The following is a 17,368-nucleotide window of genomic DNA, read 5'->3' as shown; positions in this document are numbered from 1 at the left end:
TAATCGACAGTGGCGCACCCAAAGCGCCCACTATGATTTCCGGACAACCCTGCCTGCACGGATCGGCAATGCATCATAGAATCCAGACGCCGTAGCAGAACAACTAGTGGGTATGTCCTCTCAAGGAGATAACGCATGTCAAGCGAAGCAAAGTGCCCGTTCAACCATGCCGCCGGCGGCGGCACGACGAATCGTGACTGGTGGCCGAAGCAACTACGGCTGGACCTGCTCAGCCAGCACTCCAACAAGTCCAACCCGTTGGACAACGGCTTCAACTATGCCGAGGCTTTCAGGAGCCTCGACTTCGCTGCGGTGAAGAAGGATCTCGCGGCGCTGATGACCGATTCGCAGGATTGGTGGCCGGCAGACTTCGGCCACTATGGTCCGCTATTCATCCGTATGGCCTGGCACAGTGCCGGCACGTACCGTATCGGCGACGGCCGCGGCGGTGCAGGGCGCGGCCAGCAGCGTTTCGCGCCGCTCAACAGCTGGCCGGACAACGTCAGCCTCGACAAGGCTCGCCGCCTGCTCTGGCCGATCAAACAGAAGTACGGCCAGAAAATTTCCTGGGCCGACCTGTTGATCCTCTCCGGCAACGTCGCGCTCGAGACCATGGGCTTCAAGACCTTCGGCTTCGGCGGCGGTCGCGAGGACACCTGGGAGCCGGACCAGGACGTTTACTGGGGCGACGAAAAGACCTGGCTGGGCGGCGACGTCCGTTATGGCAAGGGGGCAGCCGGCAAGGACGAAGGCGTGGTCGTGGCCGACGAAGCATTGCACGGCAGCGAGGTCAGCCGCGACGACAACGGACGCAACCTGGAAAATCCGCTGAGCGCCGTGCAGATGGGCCTGATCTATGTCAATCCGGAAGGTCCCGACGGCAATCCTGACCCGCTCGCCGCGGCAGTTGACATCCGTGAAACCTTCGGGCGCATGGCCATGAACGACGAGGAGACGGTCGCGCTGATCGCCGGTGGCCACACCTTTGGCAAGACGCACGGCGCCGGTCCCGCCGACAACGTGGGGCCGGTACCCGAGGCCGCCGGCCTCGAGAACCAGGGGCTGGGCTGGAAGAGCAGCTTCGGCACCGGCAAGGGCGGCGACACGATCTCCAGCGGTCTGGAAGTCACCTGGACCAGCACGCCGACGAAGTGGGGCAACGGCTACCTGGAGAACCTGTTCAAGTACGACTGGGAACTGACCAAGAGCCCCGCCGGTGCCAACCAATGGGTCGCCAAGGGTGCCGGCGAAACGATCCCGCACGCTCACGATCCTTCGAAGAAGGTGCGGCCGACGATGCTCACCACCGACCTCTCGTTGCGCTTCGACCCCGCCTACGAGAAGATTTCGCGGCGTTTTCTGGAGAATCCCGACCAGCTCGCCGATGCCTTCGCCCGTGCATGGTTCAAGCTGATCCACCGCGACATGGGGCCGCGCGCCCGCTACCTTGGTCCGGAAGTGCCGGCCGAAGAGCTGCTCTGGCAGGACCCCATCCCCGCGGTCAACCACCCGCTGGTCGATGCGCAGGACATCGCTTCACTCAAGCAGAAGATCCTGGCATCCGGGCTGTCCGTCTCGCAGCTGGTCACGACCGCCTGGGCATCGGCATCCACCTTCCGCGGTTCCGACAAGCGTGGCGGCGCCAATGGCGCGCGTATTCGCCTCGCTCCGCAGAAGGACTGGGAGGTCAACCAGCCCGAGCAACTGGGCAAGGTGTTGAAGGTCCTCGAAGGCATCCAGAGCGAGTTCAACAGCGCACAGTCCGGCGGCAAGAAGGTCTCGCTGGCCGACCTGATTGTGCTGGCCGGCAGCGCCGGCATCGAGAAGGCGGCGGAGAAGGCGGGCCGTCAGGTAAGCGTGCCTTTCACGCCTGGTCGCATGGACGCTTCGCAGGAACAGACCGACGTGCAATCCGCCGCGGTCCTCGAACCGCTCGCCGATGGCTTCCGAAACTACCTCAAAGGCAAATACAGCGTTCCGGCCGAGGCTTTGTTGATCGACAAGGCGCAATTGCTGACCCTCACCGCCCCTGAGATGACTGCGCTCATCGGCGGCTTGCGCGCCCTGAGCGTTCATGCCGGGCAGAATCAGCATGGCGTCTTCACCGACCGGCCGGAAACGCTGACCAACGACTTCTTCCGCAACCTGCTCGACATGGGGACGGAATGGAAACCGGTCTCGGCGGCTGCGGAGGTGTTCGAGGGGCGTGACCGCAAGACCGGCGAGTTGAAGTGGACCGGTAGCCGCGTCGATCTGGTCTTCGGTTCGCATGCGCAGTTGCGGGCCCTGGGCGAAGTCTATGCAAGCGAGGACGGGCAGGAGAAATTCATCCGCGACTTCGTCGCAGCCTGGGTCAAGGTGATGAACCTCGACCGGTTCGAGCTCGCCTAAGCGGGCGCGGGGTTCCGCCAGGGTTGTCACCTTGGCGGGACTTTGCTTCGCATTCACTTCACTGGCGCGAACCCCGCCGCGTCCGCTGCCTGATGCGGCGGGCGCATAGTATCCGACCCTTCTGCAAAGACCTGCCAATGCGCGCATGCGCAAACCTTGCCCCGTTAATGAAGCTGTGCGACCAACGCGTCCGCGCCCTTGTCGAGGCCGGTCTTTGCGGCACTCAATGAGCCGAAGGCTGCTGGAAGATTCATCGCATTCGGATATTGCTTCGAAACGTATGCCTTCAGCAGTTGACCACTGGCGCTGTCATAGACTTCCACGGCGTAGGAAACCGAGCCGCTGAATGCCCCTTGGCCACCGCGGATCGACTGCACGCCGTTATAGAGGTTGCCCGCAAGGTCGAAATGCATGACCTGTCCAACCAGCAGCGTGGTCTTTTCGGCGCCCGTCAGTGTCAGCTTGACCCGCAAGGTGTTAGGGCCGGTCTGCTTCGCCACATTGAACCGTGTCGCCAGTTTTTCCGAAAACGTCTTTCCCATGTAATCGGCAAGCGCGGCTTGGTCGACGTCCTTCATGTCGCCGAACTGCTTGTCATTGCCCTGATAGACGACGACCGGGTCCAGCAGGACCTGTGTGTATCGCGACCAGACCACGGGGGCGGCGTATTTGTAGGGCACCTTGCTCGAATCGTCACCGTGGTTCTGCGTCAACTGCGGCGCAGAGGAGATGCCCGTATAGGCGACCGGCTGCACACCCGCGCACGCGGTCAAGGTCAGCACGGCTGCAGCGGCGAAAAGAAGCGGGACGAGGTTTTTCTTGAGCATTTTGTGTTCCTTGAAGGGCAAATCGGGGGTAGGGAGGAGTCCTGTTCAGGGCGGGACCATTGAGGCCGAACGGTAGCATCGCCGTTATTGTTTGTAAACCGTCTATCCGGGTTGTTTTTGCGGTGCCCGGCACGGTACAATTCCAATCCTCAGCGCGAACCCTCTTTGCGCCGACGGTTTGCGAGACTGCTCGCAGACCCCGATTCACTGCATCTACACTGCATCGAATTAGTTGCCAAACACCTTAGCTGCGCGGTCGTTAATGGGCCAGCGCCGCAATCATCGCGATTTCATCAATATCGATAATGGATAACCAGACCCGTTCGGAGATTTCCCGCAGAAGGGCGATTGAAGCCGCTTTCACCATCCTCACCCGGGACGGTGTCGGTGGACTGACGTTCGATTCGTTGGCGCGCGAAAGCGGCATCAGCAAGGGCGGGCTGCTGCATCAGTTCCGCACCAGGCAAGGTGTGCTTTGCGCGCTGCTGGAATATCAGCGGCAGCAGTTCGAGCAAATTGCGCGCGACTATATGGCGAAGGAAGGTGCGTCGAAGGCCGAACCGAACCTGGCAGCCCAGATTGCAATTTATCGGGAGTCCGTCAATCAGCCGCATTCCGTGGCACGAGCCATTCTCGCAGCGATTATCGAGAGTCCGACCTTGCTTGACGACATGAAGCCGTCTGACGCAGCGAAAATGAAGGCGTTGCAAGATGAGGCGACCGACCTCGATTTGTCGATGTTGCGATATTTTGCTGCCAGCGGTCTCGCATTTCACTCTCTGTTGGGATTGTCACCGGTGAGTGATTCGGCTCGCAACAGGATGTTCGATCGTCTCCTCGACGAAGAGAGCTGGCAGAGTCAGAAGTCGCCGCCAAAACGCCGTAAGCGGTCTGCGGGCTGACTCGCGCGGCTGTCCGCGATGCGCGACCTGACAGCCGCAAATGTCGAATGTCGAGTGAATAAAGGCCGAAGCGGCCGACTGGGAACTGCCATGTTGCGGTGAGCAGCATGGCTGCCGACTCTGACTCAGAGGCCCGGCTAACAAACAAACCGTCTAGCCGGTTTACTTCATTGAATTGCAGTGCTACGCTGGCGCCTCACATGAGTTGCCGCTCTGCGGCGACGGTACGAACCCAGTCGCGCCGATCGAATAGGGGCTGCGCGCTTCTGAGTGATGCGCCCGCAAACGGATACCGAAAATGAATGAAGCCAGGTTAATCGCGTGTCACGAATGTGATTTGCTCCAGTGGAAGGCGTCGCTATCTGAACGCGGTACCGCGCGCTGTCAACGATGCGGTGCGGCCCTCTATCGAAGCCTGCCGGCCACCTACGATCGCGCCCTCGCGTTCACCCTGGCGGCCGGGATCCTGTTCGTGGTTGCCAACTGTTTTCCGATCGTCGGACTTTGGGTCAAGGGCGCACTCGTCGAAACCACGCTGTTTGGGGCAGTTTCTTCGCTGTACGCCAACGGTATGTGGCCCATAGCAGGTCTGGTTTTGGTGACGACGATTCTGATGCCGGCACTGAACATAGCGGCAGTGATCTATCTGCTCTTGCCGCTGCATATTGGCGGTTTGCCCCAACGTCCCGAGATCGTTTTGCGTGTGCTAAGGCATGCCGCGCCTTGGGGGATGATCGAAGTGCTCATGCTTGGCATGCTGGTCGCGCTCGTCAAACTCCAGCACTTCGCAACCGTCGTCCCCGGCGTCGCGATCTGGGCATTCGGCGCGGTAATGGTGCTGCTCGCGGCAGCGGCTGTTTCGTTCGATCCGCGTGCTTTATGGGCGCGGATCGAAAGCGTGCCAAGTGGCGACGCCGTCTCACACGCGCTAAAGGCAAGTGCCAACGCGGCTACCGCCGCACGCGCCGGTCTATTCGTTTGTCATGACTGCGGCTTGTTGTCAAAACCGCCCGGTCATGTTCGCGGCGGGATTTGTCCGCGTTGCAGCGCAGTGTTGCACCTGCGCAAGCCCAATAGTCTTGCACGCACCTGGGCATTCCTGTTGGCCGCGTTGGTTCTCTATATCCCAGCCGTCCTCCTGCCAGTCATGGTCACCAGCACCTTATTTAGCGCGCAATCCGACACGATTCTAAGCGGCGTTGTGTTTCTCTGGACCTCGGGATCGTGGGCGCTTGCCGCGATCGTTTTCATCGCCAGCATCGTGGTGCCCATGCTCAAAATCCTCTCGTTAGCCTATCTCGCCTGGAGCACCCAGTTGCGCTCGTCCCTCATGCCGCGCAAGCGGACACGTATCTACCGGTGGGTGGAGTTTGTCGGCCGTTGGTCGATGCTCGATATCTACGTCATCACCATCCTGGTAGCGCTCGTGCAATTCGGTTCGGTTGCAACGATCGATGCGGGTCCAGGGGCGATAGCGTTCGGCGCGGTAGTCGTCCTGACCATGTTCGCCGCGCTGTCGTTCGATCCACGGCTCATATGGGATGCAGTGGAGTTAGACGGTGAATAAGTTGTCCGAACAGAACGATAGAGAAGATGCGAGCGACTTTCCAACAGCGATGACCGCGAAGCGGTCGAGGTGGCGCATGCAGCTTGTGTGGCTCGTGCCGCTTGTGGCCGTCCTGATAGCTGGCGGGTTGGCGGTGCAGTCGATCATGCAGAAGGGCCCAACCATTACCATCAGCTTTGCCACAGGGGAGGGCATCGAGGCCGGCAAGACGAAGATCAAGTTCAAGAATGTCGACATCGGCGTGATCAAAAGTCTCGCTCTGTCTGACGATCACAAGACGGTGCTTGCGAGCGCTGAAATGTCTCGCAACGCTTCCAGCATGCTTGTCGACGACACCCGCTTCTGGGTTGTTCGACCACGCATTGCAGGCGGCACCGTATCGGGAATCAGTACATTGATCTCCGGTTCTCACATCGGCATGGACATTGGTACGTCGCAAAAGGCGCGACGCGATTTCGCCGGTCTCGAGTCGCCGCCTGTCCTCGCTTCGGGGGCGCCGGGGCGAGAGTTCGTGCTTAAGAGTGGCAACATTGGCTCACTCGATATAGGTTCGCCGGTATTCTTTCGCAGGCTTCAGGTTGGCCAGATCGTTTCCTACGCACTCGACCCTGACGGCGCGGGAATGACTGTGCACGTTTTTATCAACGCGCCGTACGACAAGTACGTTACGGATGACACCCGCTTCTGGCAAGCGAGCGGCGTTGATGTAACTTTGGACACGACCGGCGTGAAGGTCAACACCGAATCGTTGGTATCTATCCTGATCGGCGGCCTCGCGTTTGAGAATCCACCTGACACGACGAGCAGGATTGAAGCGGACGCGAAGCGACAGTTTCAGCTTTTCGGCGACCGGGCCGAGGCGATGAAGCAGCATGACGCAATCGTCGACCAATACGTGCTGAACTTTAACGAGTCGGTGCGCGGATTGACCGTCGGCGCTCCCATCGACTTCCGCGGAATAGTCATTGGTGAGGTGTCGGCAATCTCGGCGCACTTCGATCCGGTCAGGAAGGAATTTAATATCCCTGTCGAGGTCAGCATTTTTCCTGAACGCCTGGTCTCACGCGGGAACTGGCAAGGCAGCGTTGGGAGTACAGCATCCGAACGAAAAGCGTTTGCGGACTATCTGATATCGAAAGGGCTGCGAGCGCAACTGAGGACGGCGAGCCTTCTTACGGGACAACTGTACATTGCGATCGATTTCTTTCCCTCGGCGCCGAAGGCGACCGTGAACTGGAGTAATGCGACTCCCCAATTGCCAACGGTGCCGGGTAACCTGCAGGGCTTACAAGACTCCATCGCAAGTCTCGTCGCGAAGCTCAATGCCATTCCATTTGAAGGAATCAGCAAGGACCTGCGCAAGACCCTGAGTGACGCGGATTCGCTGTTGAACACCATCAATACCGATCTCGGGCCTGATGCAAAGGCTACGCTGGCCGCCGCTCGTGAGGCACTCACAGCAGCGAATCGCACGATGCAAAGTGACTCGCCATTGCAACAAAGCACGACTGAAACAATGCGTGAGCTGTCACGCGCCGCAGCCTCGATTCGCGCGCTGGCGGACTATCTCCAACGCCATCCGGAAGCGCTGATTCGTGGCAAGACCGAGGATAAGCCATGAGCCGATTTTCGTCGTGTTCTTTGGGAATGATCGTGCTTACCCTTGTTGCGGGGTGTGCAACGTCGCCGTCGTCGCAGTTCTACACGTTGAGCCCTGTGCAAGTTGCCGAACTACGGCCGTATGTCAAACCGATGGCGATTGCGATCGGTCCGGTTACGGTTCCAGAATTGGTCGATCGACCACAAATCGTATCCAGGATTGACGTGAATCGCGTGTCTATCGATGAATTCGCCCGCTGGGCCGATCCGCTGAAGAGTCAGATTCCACGCGTACTGGCTGCAGATCTCACGCAGCTCATCCCGGGTTCGATCGTCTCCGTCTATCCACAACATGTGGACGACAATGCCTACCGCGTATCGGTCGACGTGCAGAGCTTCGATTCACCAACGAGCGGTACGGTGATGCTGGCAGTGATCTGGTCGGTGCGCCCGCCGAAGCGGGGGGAGCCGGTTAATGGGCGCACGGTGGTACACGAGGTCGTAAGCGCGCCTGGCTACGACGCACTGGTCAAGGCACACAGCCGGGCCCTCGCGTCCGTGGCGCGTGATATCGCTGTTGCTATGCAGTCCGCTGTACGGCAGTGAAACGACGCAATGCTTTTAGAGTTGCGGGGGTTTAAGTGATTCGAATTCGGTTCGACACGCGTTACTGAATGATCCCATGACGTCAATCGAACCATCCTCAATCATCTGTCGCAGTTCAAGGAAGCTTTTGTCTGGTGCAAGGTACGTATCGACGATCTTCTTTGCGATCCGGTCAGCCTCTTCCGCGACCGCCGGAGACGATCGAGTGCGCATTCGACTCACCAATGCGTAAAGCCCAACTAGCCTGGAAAGATCCGGTTCACTGTGCTGCAGCGCATCGATATAGCACCTGGATCCTTCCTCGATGAACTCCTTGTAGAGATCCTGTCGGTGCGTGCGGTCCTGCGCGAGCCACTCCGCCTTTACCTGAGTGTGTTGAGTGAGCCATGACGCGAGCACAGATGTCAGCCCGCCAATGGTGGCACCAAGCAGCGCTCCCGCTGCAGTAATGACCGATGCGTTCATCGCGTAACCTTGACGTCGTAAAGCACCAGTGTACCGCCACACTGGCGGAGCAAGACGTACCGCCAGGGGAGCATTGGTCGCGACCCGATTCAGGATTTCCTCCGATACAAAATTGTCACGCGACGTCCAGAGCACACTCATGCCTGGCGATCATCGGTCTCGGACTTGATCGGTGGTCATTGCCGCAATCGGCGAAGCTGATTTTCAGATGTTCCAGCCACGTTCTCACTTTGGCATCGAGAAACAACCTCGACGCGAACACCGCGTAGATGCCAACACGCTCGAACTGATAGCCGGGCAGCACATGCGCGAGCCTACCATGACGAAACGCATCGACAGCTGCCCGCATTGGGAGCAAGCCGACACCCATGCCGAGCTCGAGGGCGGTGACCATTGAATACAGTGAACTGATGCACATGTCGGGTTTAACAACAAGTGTTTCACGGCAGTCCGGCCCGTGGGCGATCAGTTCGGCATTCTCGGACCACTGCGGCGTGAGATAAATGAAAGTGTGACGCGAAACATCAGGCAGAGAATGTATTTCCTGAAGCGAGTGGATGTAATGCGGCGCCGCGCACAGAACACTGTGCGCATCGCCGAGCCGCGTGCAGACGAGTGACGAATCGCGTAACGCCTCTACTGCCATGATCGCAATGTCGAATTCGCTATTGAGCAGATCGATCGGTGCATCCGACAGTGTCAAGCCGATCTGTACGGACGGATGCTGCTCTCGGTAGGACTTTAACGCTGGAACGAGATAGTGCTGAGCCAGCGATTGTGATGCATGCACTCTGAGGCATCCGCTGGGACGCAGGTGAATCGCCCGGGCTTCGGCCTCCGCTTCGTTCAGGGTTTCGAGAATCGACTTGCAACGCGCGAGATAGCGGTTGCCTGCGGACGTGAGAGCGATACGCCGTGTCGTTCGATGAAATAGCCGAGTGCGTAGATGCTGCTCGAGCTCCGAAATGTGCCTGGATACAGCGCCGGTCGACATGTTCAGGTGGTGGGCGGCCGACGTATAGCTTTTGCTGTCGGCCACACACTCGAATATTTGCATGCTTCGTAACAGGTCCATAGTTCATCTCCACATCAAAATCACGACGACAAGCAAACGATGCCGTCAGTCCTTCTCTCGCAACGCGGGCAAGCCAGGCAGAACGTGGTCACGTTGCGCAGCCAGTTCGTCGGCGATCGTTTTTTTTGGCTCCCGCCTGCATGCTCACTACAACCGCCTGGTGATCGCCGCGCATGACATGTGCTCTTTGTGTGGGACGGCTTAACGACGGACCTCGGTCACATGTTGGGGTAGTTGGGACCGCCCCCGCCCTCCGGAGGTACCCAGGTGATGTTGGCGTTTGGGTCCTTAATGTCGCAGGTTTTGCAATGAACGCAGTTCTGAGCGTTGACGACATACTTCAACTCGGTTCCCTCGCCGACCCACTCATAGACTCCGGCGGGACAATAGCGTGTCGACGGGCCCGCGTAGACGTTATGTTCCGACGATCGTTGAACATCGGCATTGCGGACATGTAGGTGTACTGGCTGGTTCTCCGCATGGTTAGTGTTCGAGAGAAATACCGAGGATAGCCGATCGAAGCTGATCTGCCCGTCAGGCTTGGGATAGTCGATCCGTTTGCACTGCGCGGCGGGCAACAGCGTTGCGCTGTCCGGCTTGCCGTGACGTAGAGTGCCCAACAGCGAAAAGCCGAGCGTGTTGCACCACATGTCGACACCGCCCAAACCAACGCCTACGACGGTGCCCAGCTTCGACCACAGAGGCTTGACGTTGCGGACGCGCTTAAGATCCTTTCCGATTAGGGAGCTTCGCCAGCCGTTCTCGTAGGACGTTAGTTCATCATGCTCGCGTCCAGCGGAAAGCGCCGCTGCAATCTCGTCAGCCACGGCGATCCCCGAAAGGATCGCGTTGTGACTCCCCTTGATGCGGGGAAGATTCACGAAACCGGCTGCGCACCCGACGAGAGCTCCCCCGGGGAAAACCAGCTTGGGGACCGATTGCCATCCCCCCTCCGTAATCGCCCGAGCGCCGTAGGAGAGGCGTTTGCCGCCCGCGAACGTTTCCCGGATGCCGGCGTGGGTCTTGAACCTCTGGAACTCCTCGAAGGGTGAGAGCCAAGGGTTGTGATAGTTGAGGTGAACGACAAATCCGACACAAACGAGGCTTTCGCCGAAGTGATAGAGGAATGACCCTCCACCCGTCTTCAGATCCAGCGGCCATCCGAAGCTATGTTGAACAAGACCTGGTCGATGCTTTTCAGGTGCGACCTGCCACAGTTCCTTGATCCCGATTCCGAACTTCTGCGGCTCACGATCGGTGGCGAGCTTGAAGCGTTCAATCACGGTCTTTGAAAGGCTGCCCCGTGCGCCCTCCGCGAACACGGTGTATTTGCCGCGAAGTTCGACGCCCCGGGTGAAAGCATCAGTGGGCTCGCCAGTCTTGCCGATCCCCATGTCGCCCGTGGCGATGCCCGTGACCTCGCCATTTGCTCCATATAGCACTTCTGTGGCCGAGAACCCGGGGTAGATATCGACGCCCAAGGCGGTCGCCTTCTCGCCGAGCCAACGGCAGACGTTGCCGAGCGAGACGATGAAATTTCCGCGATTGCTCATCAAAGGCGGCATGAGGAACCCCGGCAGCGGCAGCGCACGATTGGCGGTCATCCAGAGGAACCGGTCCTCTACAACCGGTTGCTGGATGGGGCCTGGCTCGTCACGCCAGCCAGGCAGGAGGCGATCAAGACCGATTGGATCGATAACCGCACCCGAGAGGATGTGGGCACCCACCTCGGAGCCTTTCTCGACAACCACAATCGAGATATCGGGCGCTTGCTGCTTCAGTCGGATCGCCGCCGCCAGTCCGGCTGGCCCAGCGCCGACGATGACGACGTCAAAGTCCATTGCGTCGCGGGGGGCGGACGAATTAGGCATTGTTTACCTCGCTGTCTCTGTTTGCGCTTTCGCAGCGATTAGAAGGCCTCAGCGGGGAGGGCCATCATGCTGGCCGAACCCGCCGTGATGCGTGCCAAATAGGTCGTCGTTGCGGGCAGCATGTGGTCCATGAAGAACTGTCCGGTGACCAGCTTGCTGTTGAGCATCTGTTTCTCGCCATCGGCGCACGTGGCAAGTTTTCGGCTCGCCGCCTCGGCCATGCGGCACCACATGTAACCCAAGCCGACCAGCCCGAAAAGGTGCATAAATGCGTAGGATGCCCCGACGGCGTCGTCGCGATTCGCAGCGCCAGCCTTGCCCACCCAGGCCGTCGCCTGCTTAAGCCGCTCCAGCGCGTCTTGCATCGGCCTGACATAATCCGTCATCGCCGCATCGGCGGCGTGCTCCTGCAGATAGCTGGAGATCTCGCCCAAGAAAGCCATGACGGCCCGGCCACCGTTCAGGCCGAGTTTTCTTCCAACCAGATCGAGTGCCTGGACGCCGTTGGCTCCCTCGTAAATCTGACTGATCCGTGCGTCGCGGACGAATTGTTCCATGCCGTTTTCGGCAACGTATCCGTGACCGCCGTAGATCTGCTGCGCCATCACTGCGACTTCGAAACCCATGTCAGTGCCGAAACCTTTGATAATGGGTGTCAACAGTCCCATGTGGTCTTCCGCCTCTTGACGGGCCTTCTCGTCCGTCCCGCGGCTGGCGACGTCGTGACGCATCCCCGACCATACGACCAGAGCGCGCGCGGCTTCCGTGAAGGCGCGGCCGGTCATCAACATCCGGCGGACGTCGGGATGGACAATGATCGGGTCGGCAGGCTTGTCAGGAAACTTCGCGCCGTTCGGCGAGCGGCTCTGCAGGCGCTCCCGTGCGTAGAGCACCGCATTCTGATAAGCGACCTCCGCGATTGCCACTCCGTTGATGCCGACGGCCAGGCGCGAGTGGTTCATCATTGTGAACATGGCGTTAAGTCCACGATTCTCTTCGCCGACCAACCAGCCGGTGGAGTCGTCGTAGTTCATCACGCAGGTGCAGTTGCCGTGAATGCCCATCTTGTGCTCGATAGAGCCGCAAGACACATGGTTAGGATGCAGTGTCCCGTCAGCGTCTGGTCGCAGTTTGGGAACGAGGAACAGCGAAATGCCGTGAACGCCGGCGGGCGCTCCCTCGAGCCGGGCAAGGACGAGATGGACGATGTTGTCGGCCATGTCGTGGTCGCCGGCGGAAATGAAGATCTTGTTCCCAGTGATCGTGTAGCTGCCATCGGCTTGTTTCACGGCCTTGGTGCGAAGCAGGCCGAGATCGGTGCCGCAGTGCGCCTCGGTGAGGGACATCACGCCGGTCCATTCGCCGCTGACCATCTTGGGTAGGTAGGTGTCTTTCAGCTCCGGTGAGCCGTGATCATGCAGCGCCGCCACAGCTCCCTTTGTGAGGAGCGGATACATCGAGAAAGCGAGATTCGCGGAACCCAAAAATTCCGCTACAACGTCGCTGAGCACGTTCGGCAGATACTGACCGCCGTATTCGGCAGGGGCGGACATGCCCAACCAGCCACCCGAGGTGAGCTGCTTGAAGGCATCCTTGAAGCCGGTCGGGGTCGTTACGCTTTCGTCGTCATGGCGGGTGCAGCCCTCGATGTCGCCGACTCTGTTCAACGGAGCGATCGCTTGCTCGCACAATTTCGCCGCCTCCTCGAGCGTCGCCTCAAGGATATCCGGCGAGAGATCGGAAAAGCCGGGGAGATCAGAGTAGCGGTCGAAATGAAACACATCGTTCAGAAGGAACAAATAGTCCTTCTGCGGAGCCTTGTAGATTGGCATGGTAGAGGATTCCAAATTAATTCTGAAAAGTCAGCGCTGGATGCACCGCAACAAAAGGCTAGTGACCGATCTTCTTAAGTTCAGAGGACAGCTCCGGAAGAATCTCGTATAGATCGCCCACGATGCCGTAATCCGCTACCCCGAATATGGGCGCGTCAGCATCTTTATTGATCGCGACGATCACCTTCGAATCCTTCATCCCGGCGAGATGTTGAATTGCACCTGATATCCCCGCAGCGATATACAGTTCGGGGGCGATGATCTTGCCGGTCTGGCCGACTTGCCAATCGTTCGGCGCATACCCGGCGTCGACCGCCGCGCGAGACGCACCCATCGCGGCACGGAGTTGGTCGGCGATCGGCTCGATGTATTTGGCGAAGTTCTCCTTGCTCTGCAGGCCGCGGCCGCCCGAGATGACGATCTTTGCGGTGGCAAGTTCAGGCCGATCGGACTTGATGAGTTCCTCCGAGAGGATGCTCGATGTCCCGGGATCGACTATTGTCTCGATCGCTTCGATCGGTGCGGTCGCTCCGCTTCCCGCCGCTGGGAATGCCGTTGTGCGCACCGTGAACACCTTTTTGGCATCGTGCGATCGAACGGTTTCGATGACGTTTCCGGCGAAGATCGGCCGTTCGAAGGTGTCCGGACCGATCACCTTCATCATGTCGGAGATCTGCATGACATCAAGCAGGGCGGCGACGCGCGGCATGATGTTGCGACCGTTGGCCGTCGATGGCGCTACGAGTGCGTCATAGCCGCCGGCCAGCGATATCAGGAGTCCCGCAACGGACTCGGGTAGAAAATGCTCGTAAGGGAGCGCGTCGGCGAGAAGAACCTTGGCCACGCCATCCAATTTGGCGGCATCCTCGGCCACTGAACGGCATTGTGAGCCTGCAACAAGCAGATGAACGTCGCCGCTCAACTGCTTGGCCGCGGTCAGCGCCTTGGCGGTCGCCTCTTTGAGATGGGTGTTGTCGTGTTCGGCTAGCAACAGCGTCGTCATCACAGTACTCCTGCTTCGTTCTTGAGTTTTTCAACCAGATCCTGAGCGGTCTTAACCTTGATGCCGCCCTTGCGTGCCGGGGGCTCCGCCATCTTCAGGATTTCCAGCCGGGCGGCGACATCGACGCCAAAGGCATCGATCGGTCTTTTGGCGACTGGCTTCTTCTTTGCCTGCATGATGGCCGGCAGGGCCGCATAGCGCGGTGTGTTGAGGCGAAGATCGGTGGTGATGATCGCCGGCATCTTGAGCTTTACGGTCTGGTGACCGCCGTCGACTTCGCGGGTCACGATCACCGTACTGTCTTCGAACGACACTTTCGACGCAAACGTGCCTTGCGGCCAGCCAAGCAAGGCAGCGAGCATCTGTCCAGTCTGGTCGCAGTCGTAATCGATCGCCTGCTTGCCCAGGATGATCAGATCGGGGGCTTCCTCGAGGGCAATCGCCTTGAGAATTTTCGCTACCGCAAGCGGCTCCAATGCGCCGTCGAAACCGATCAGGATGCCGCGATCGGCGCCCATCGCCAAAGACGTACGAATGGTCTCTTCCGCCTGCGGCGGTCCGATGGATACGCAGACGATTTCGGAAACCAAACCCTTCTCTTTCAATCGGACAGCCTCCTCGACACTAATTTCATCGAAGGGATTGATGGACATCTTGAGATTGGCGAGGTCGACACCGGAGCCATCGGACTTGACGCGAACCTTGGCGTTCGGATCGACAACTCGTTTGACGGGTACCATGACTTTCATAATTAAGCCCTCACGCTATGTTGAATACTTTGGCCTGCCCTGGCTACGCTGATGGGCATGCTGATCTACTGGCATAGAGACCTCTTACGGGAACTACGTGCGCAATCGATCTCGCGAAATCAGGCGACGGGAATCGAGGTGACCTGAGCATCACTCCGCGGGCGCAGATTGCGACACCGCGCCAGTCGAACAAAATTTGTCGATCTCGTCTGCGGTGAAGCCTAGCTCGCGAAGCACTTCGGCACTGTGTTCCCCCAGCCTCGGCGCGCGGCCAGGCTTCACCTTCTGCACGCCTGCCACCTGCACGGGGCTGTTGACCGTGTGAGTGACGCCTGCGGTGGGCTCGGCCAGCGGAACGAGAATCTGGTTCTCGTGCATCTGCGGATCGTTGACGATCTCGTCCGCAATCTGGACCACACCGAAAATCACCCGGCCGGCGTCCAGAACCTGCCTCCAGTGCTGAAGCGGTTTGCTGGCGAATATCGGATCGAGGACTTCGACCAGTGCCGCTGCGTTTTGCGCACGTAGCTTGGCGTCGGCGAACCGCGGGTCCTGCAGCAGTTCCGGCAGCCCCATGGCTGCTACGAACCCGGGCCAATCCTTTTCCTGAACTGCAACGAGTAAGAGCCAGCGATTGTCCGACGTGCAATAGGGGTTCATCAGCGCGTTTGGCGGCCTCTTACGGTTATGCTGGCTGAAGAACGTGGCGCCGTTGAGCGCACCTTCTATCCATGCCGCCGCGGCCCACGCACCTTCGGCGATCAGGGACGTGCTGACATGGCTGCCTTTACCCGTCCTTTCCCTGCGATACAGGCCGGTGACGATTGCCGAATACAGGGTGCTGGCCGTGGCGTGGTCGCCGATTCCCACGATTGGTAAAGTCGGCGGGCTATCCTCGTCGTGTGTCACTGCCATCAACCCGGTGCGAGCCCAGTACGCGGTTAGATCGAAGCCGGGCTTGTCCGCCTCTGCGCCTCTTGCACCATAGCCGGTAATGTCGGCGTAGATCAGACGCGGATTGAGTGCATTGAACGCCTCATAAGACAGACCGAGCTTTTCCTTCACCTTGGGCGGGAAATTGGTCACGAGGACATCGGCCCATTTCACGAGGCATGCAAGCACGTCTTTTGCGGCAGGGGCCTTGAGATCCAGGGCAATGCTGCGTTTGTTACGGTTGGTCAGTTGCCACGTGTAGTTGTGCTCGCTGACCGGGTTGGGGGGCGTGGCATAGGCGTGACGATAGGGATCGCCGGTTTCGGGCGGTTCCACTTTGATGACAGTGGCGCCAAAGTCCGAAAGGATGGTGGTCGCGGCGGGGCCCGCAATGTAGCTGGCGAGGTCGACGACCTTCAGGCCCGTGAAGATGCTTTCCGAATGTGATTCGTTCATGGCGGGATTACCTGGTTACAAGCAAAGCGGCGATTAATAAGAATCCGGAGATGGAACTCAAGCCATACAGCCACTGTCCTGACGTCGAACTCATGCACGGTCGTCGCCGTAAAAGATCAACCGCAACTGTCGGTAACGCGCATTGGTCCGCATGGACTAACACGTGTTGCAGTGGCAATCAGCTTTGGATATAGCGTATTGCAGGCACGAGTGCGCTACAAATCATCGATCGAATGAGGAGGTCATATCATTGATAAGGTTTCCGATACTTTCGTATAGACGGCCACTTCGGCTCGCATTTTAGTTATCTCCAAGCCCTAGCGTATGGCCGAGTACTACCTCCTTAGTACGCAGGTATGAGGCGTTTTCACTATTCGGCACGACGATGAGTGGCACGCGCTCTTCGATACTTAATCCGAAGTCGGAGATGCCGCGATACTTGAGCGGATTGTTTGTCATCAGTCTCATCTTCGTCACGCCAAGATCTTGCAGAATCTGTGCGCCGACGGAGTAATCTCGCATGTCAACCTCAGGACCGAGTTTCAGGTTGGCCTCGACGGTATCGAGGCCTTCATCCTGCAATGCGTAAGCCCTCAGCTTCTCTGTTAAGCCAATGCCTCGCCCCTCGTGTCCTTTTAGATAGACCACGACACCGCGGCCCACAGCTGCGATTTGCGCCATTGCAAGGTCAAGTTGGCCACGACAATCACATCGGATCGACCCGAAGACCTCTCCGGTTAAACACTCGGAGTGAACACGTACGAGAGGTGACTCACCGCCTGCCAATTCGCCCATGACCAAAGCGGCGTGCTCCTGCCCCGAAATGATGTCTCTATACCCGTAGACAGTGAACACACCGTATCGAGTCGGCAAGCGTGCCGCCGAAATTCGTTCGACAATACGCTCCCGTTTCCGACGATATGCGATAAGGTCCTTGATCGTGATGATGGGCAGCGAATGCTGGCGCGCAAAGGCAATTAGCTGTGGCAGTCGCGCCATGGTGCCATCGTCGTTCACGACCTCCGCTAGCAAACCACCAGGGGCCATCCCTGCAAGTCTAGTCAGGTCAACGCCCGCTTCCGTATGTCCCGG

14 protein-coding genes and 1 pseudogene are annotated in these 17,368 nt (G+C 59.1%); 5 read left to right on the top strand and 10 right to left on the bottom strand.

Annotated features, from left to right (window positions below):
- Nucleotides 1–135 precede the first annotated feature (135 nt).
- Nucleotides 136–2,391, top strand: coding sequence for a catalase/peroxidase HPI (gene katG / locus GNZ13_RS20530; RefSeq protein ID WP_172167609.1), 2,256 nt, complete (start codon nucleotides 136–138; stop codon nucleotides 2,389–2,391).
- Between the two features lie 164 nt (nucleotides 2,392–2,555).
- Here katG and GNZ13_RS20525 read toward each other — a convergent pair whose 3' ends face one another.
- Complete coding sequence (locus tag GNZ13_RS20525) at nucleotides 2,556–3,218, bottom strand: DUF3313 domain-containing protein (RefSeq protein ID WP_172167607.1); 663 nt, start codon at nucleotides 3,216–3,218, stop codon at nucleotides 2,556–2,558.
- 305 nt (nucleotides 3,219–3,523) lie between these two features.
- Here GNZ13_RS20525 and GNZ13_RS20520 point away from each other — a divergent pair, with 305 nt between their 5' ends.
- The 4 genes from GNZ13_RS20520 to GNZ13_RS20505 all read left to right on the top strand — a co-directional run bounded on the left by GNZ13_RS20520 (nucleotide 3,524) and on the right by GNZ13_RS20505 (nucleotide 7,892).
- Nucleotides 3,524–4,120, top strand: coding sequence for a TetR/AcrR family transcriptional regulator (locus tag GNZ13_RS20520; RefSeq protein WP_172167605.1), 597 nt, complete (start codon nucleotides 3,524–3,526; stop codon nucleotides 4,118–4,120).
- Nucleotides 4,121–4,418: 298 nt separating this feature from the next.
- Complete coding sequence (locus tag GNZ13_RS20515; RefSeq protein ID WP_172167604.1) at nucleotides 4,419–5,687, top strand: paraquat-inducible protein A; 1,269 nt, start codon at nucleotides 4,419–4,421, stop codon at nucleotides 5,685–5,687.
- Nucleotides 5,688–5,736: 49 nt separating this feature from the next.
- Nucleotides 5,737–7,308: a PqiB family protein gene (locus GNZ13_RS20510; RefSeq protein WP_172167621.1), complete on the top strand. Its 1,572-nt coding sequence runs from the start codon at nucleotides 5,737–5,739 to the stop codon at nucleotides 7,306–7,308.
- Nucleotides 7,309–7,334: 26 nt separating this feature from the next.
- A complete protein-coding gene (locus GNZ13_RS20505; RefSeq protein WP_236002098.1) occupies nucleotides 7,335–7,892 on the top strand; it encodes a PqiC family protein in 558 nt (185 codons plus the stop codon).
- Nucleotides 7,893–7,907: 15 nt separating this feature from the next.
- Here the strand turns inward: GNZ13_RS20505 and GNZ13_RS20500 are convergent, their stop codons facing one another.
- The 9 genes and pseudogenes from GNZ13_RS20500 to GNZ13_RS54630 all read right to left on the bottom strand — a co-directional run.
- On the bottom strand, nucleotides 7,908–8,357 hold the full coding sequence (locus GNZ13_RS20500) for a hypothetical protein (RefSeq protein WP_172167600.1): 450 nt from the start codon (nucleotides 8,355–8,357) through the stop codon (nucleotides 7,908–7,910).
- 115 nt (nucleotides 8,358–8,472) lie between these two features.
- Complete coding sequence (locus GNZ13_RS20495) at nucleotides 8,473–9,432, bottom strand: LysR family transcriptional regulator (protein WP_172167598.1); 960 nt, start codon at nucleotides 9,430–9,432, stop codon at nucleotides 8,473–8,475.
- Nucleotides 9,433–9,650: 218 nt separating this feature from the next.
- Complete coding sequence (locus GNZ13_RS20490) at nucleotides 9,651–11,273, bottom strand: electron transfer flavoprotein-ubiquinone oxidoreductase (protein ID WP_216674941.1); 1,623 nt, start codon at nucleotides 11,271–11,273, stop codon at nucleotides 9,651–9,653.
- Between the two features lie 68 nt (nucleotides 11,274–11,341).
- Nucleotides 11,342–13,135 (bottom strand): acyl-CoA dehydrogenase C-terminal domain-containing protein, encoded by a 1,794-nt coding sequence (locus GNZ13_RS20485; protein ID WP_172167594.1) that lies wholly within the window; start codon nucleotides 13,133–13,135, stop codon nucleotides 11,342–11,344.
- Nucleotides 13,136–13,193: 58 nt separating this feature from the next.
- The gene (locus tag GNZ13_RS20480) at nucleotides 13,194–14,138 is read right to left on the bottom strand and encodes an electron transfer flavoprotein subunit alpha/FixB family protein (RefSeq protein ID WP_172167592.1); all 945 of its coding nucleotides are present in this window, start codon (nucleotides 14,136–14,138) and stop codon (nucleotides 13,194–13,196) included.
- Nucleotides 14,138–14,887, bottom strand: a complete 750-nt coding sequence (locus tag GNZ13_RS20475; protein WP_172167590.1) for an electron transfer flavoprotein subunit beta/FixA family protein — start codon at nucleotides 14,885–14,887, stop codon at nucleotides 14,138–14,140. The genes GNZ13_RS20480 and GNZ13_RS20475 overlap by 1 nt, the downstream gene beginning before the upstream one ends.
- Before the next feature lie 150 nt (nucleotides 14,888–15,037).
- Nucleotides 15,038–16,276 carry a CaiB/BaiF CoA transferase family protein gene (locus GNZ13_RS20470; RefSeq protein WP_172167588.1) on the bottom strand — a complete coding sequence of 413 codons (1,239 nt, stop codon included), beginning with the start codon at nucleotides 16,274–16,276 and terminating at the stop codon, nucleotides 15,038–15,040.
- Between the two features lie 300 nt (nucleotides 16,277–16,576).
- Nucleotides 16,577–17,224: a GTP cyclohydrolase II gene (gene ribA / locus GNZ13_RS20465; RefSeq protein ID WP_456238729.1), complete on the bottom strand. Its 648-nt coding sequence runs from the start codon at nucleotides 17,222–17,224 to the stop codon at nucleotides 16,577–16,579.
- Nucleotides 17,207–17,368, bottom strand: a pseudogene (locus tag GNZ13_RS54630) (3,4-dihydroxy-2-butanone-4-phosphate synthase); the annotation flags it as partial. The pseudogene GNZ13_RS54630 and the gene ribA, both read right to left, overlap by 18 nt.

Origin of the sequence: Paraburkholderia elongata, assembly GCF_013177735.1 — a bacterium.
Taxonomy (GTDB): domain Bacteria; phylum Pseudomonadota; class Gammaproteobacteria; order Burkholderiales; family Burkholderiaceae; genus Paraburkholderia; species Paraburkholderia elongata.
Note: the sequence above shows the minus strand (reverse complement) of the source record. Positions and strands in the feature narration are given on the sequence as shown.

Bases quoted from the DNA above. Each gene is read 5' to 3' on its own strand.
- GNZ13_RS20510 (WP_172167621.1), top strand. From the start codon at position 5,737: ATGACCGCGAAGCGGTCGAGGTGGCGCATGCAGCTTGTGTGGCTCGTG.
- GNZ13_RS20495 (WP_172167598.1), bottom strand. From the start codon at position 9,432: ATGGACCTGTTACGAAGCATGCAAATATTCGAGTGTGTGGCCGACAGC.
- GNZ13_RS20525 (WP_172167607.1), bottom strand. From the start codon at position 3,218: ATGCTCAAGAAAAACCTCGTCCCGCTTCTTTTCGCCGCTGCAGCCGTG.
- GNZ13_RS20520 (WP_172167605.1), top strand. From the start codon at position 3,524: ATGGATAACCAGACCCGTTCGGAGATTTCCCGCAGAAGGGCGATTGAA.
- GNZ13_RS20480 (WP_172167592.1), bottom strand. From the start codon at position 14,138: ATGACGACGCTGTTGCTAGCCGAACACGACAACACCCATCTCAAAGAG.
- GNZ13_RS20470 (WP_172167588.1), bottom strand. From the start codon at position 16,276: ATGAACGAATCACATTCGGAAAGCATCTTCACGGGCCTGAAGGTCGTC.
- katG (WP_172167609.1), top strand. From the start codon at position 136: ATGTCAAGCGAAGCAAAGTGCCCGTTCAACCATGCCGCCGGCGGCGGC.
- GNZ13_RS20485 (WP_172167594.1), bottom strand. From the start codon at position 13,135: ATGCCAATCTACAAGGCTCCGCAGAAGGACTATTTGTTCCTTCTGAAC.
- GNZ13_RS20475 (WP_172167590.1), bottom strand. From the start codon at position 14,887: ATGAAAGTCATGGTACCCGTCAAACGAGTTGTCGATCCGAACGCCAAG.
- GNZ13_RS20490 (WP_216674941.1), bottom strand. From the start codon at position 11,273: ATGGACTTTGACGTCGTCATCGTCGGCGCTGGGCCAGCCGGACTGGCG.
- GNZ13_RS20505 (WP_236002098.1), top strand. From the start codon at position 7,335: ATGATCGTGCTTACCCTTGTTGCGGGGTGTGCAACGTCGCCGTCGTCG.
- GNZ13_RS20515 (WP_172167604.1), top strand. From the start codon at position 4,419: ATGAATGAAGCCAGGTTAATCGCGTGTCACGAATGTGATTTGCTCCAG.
- GNZ13_RS20500 (WP_172167600.1), bottom strand. From the start codon at position 8,357: ATGAACGCATCGGTCATTACTGCAGCGGGAGCGCTGCTTGGTGCCACC.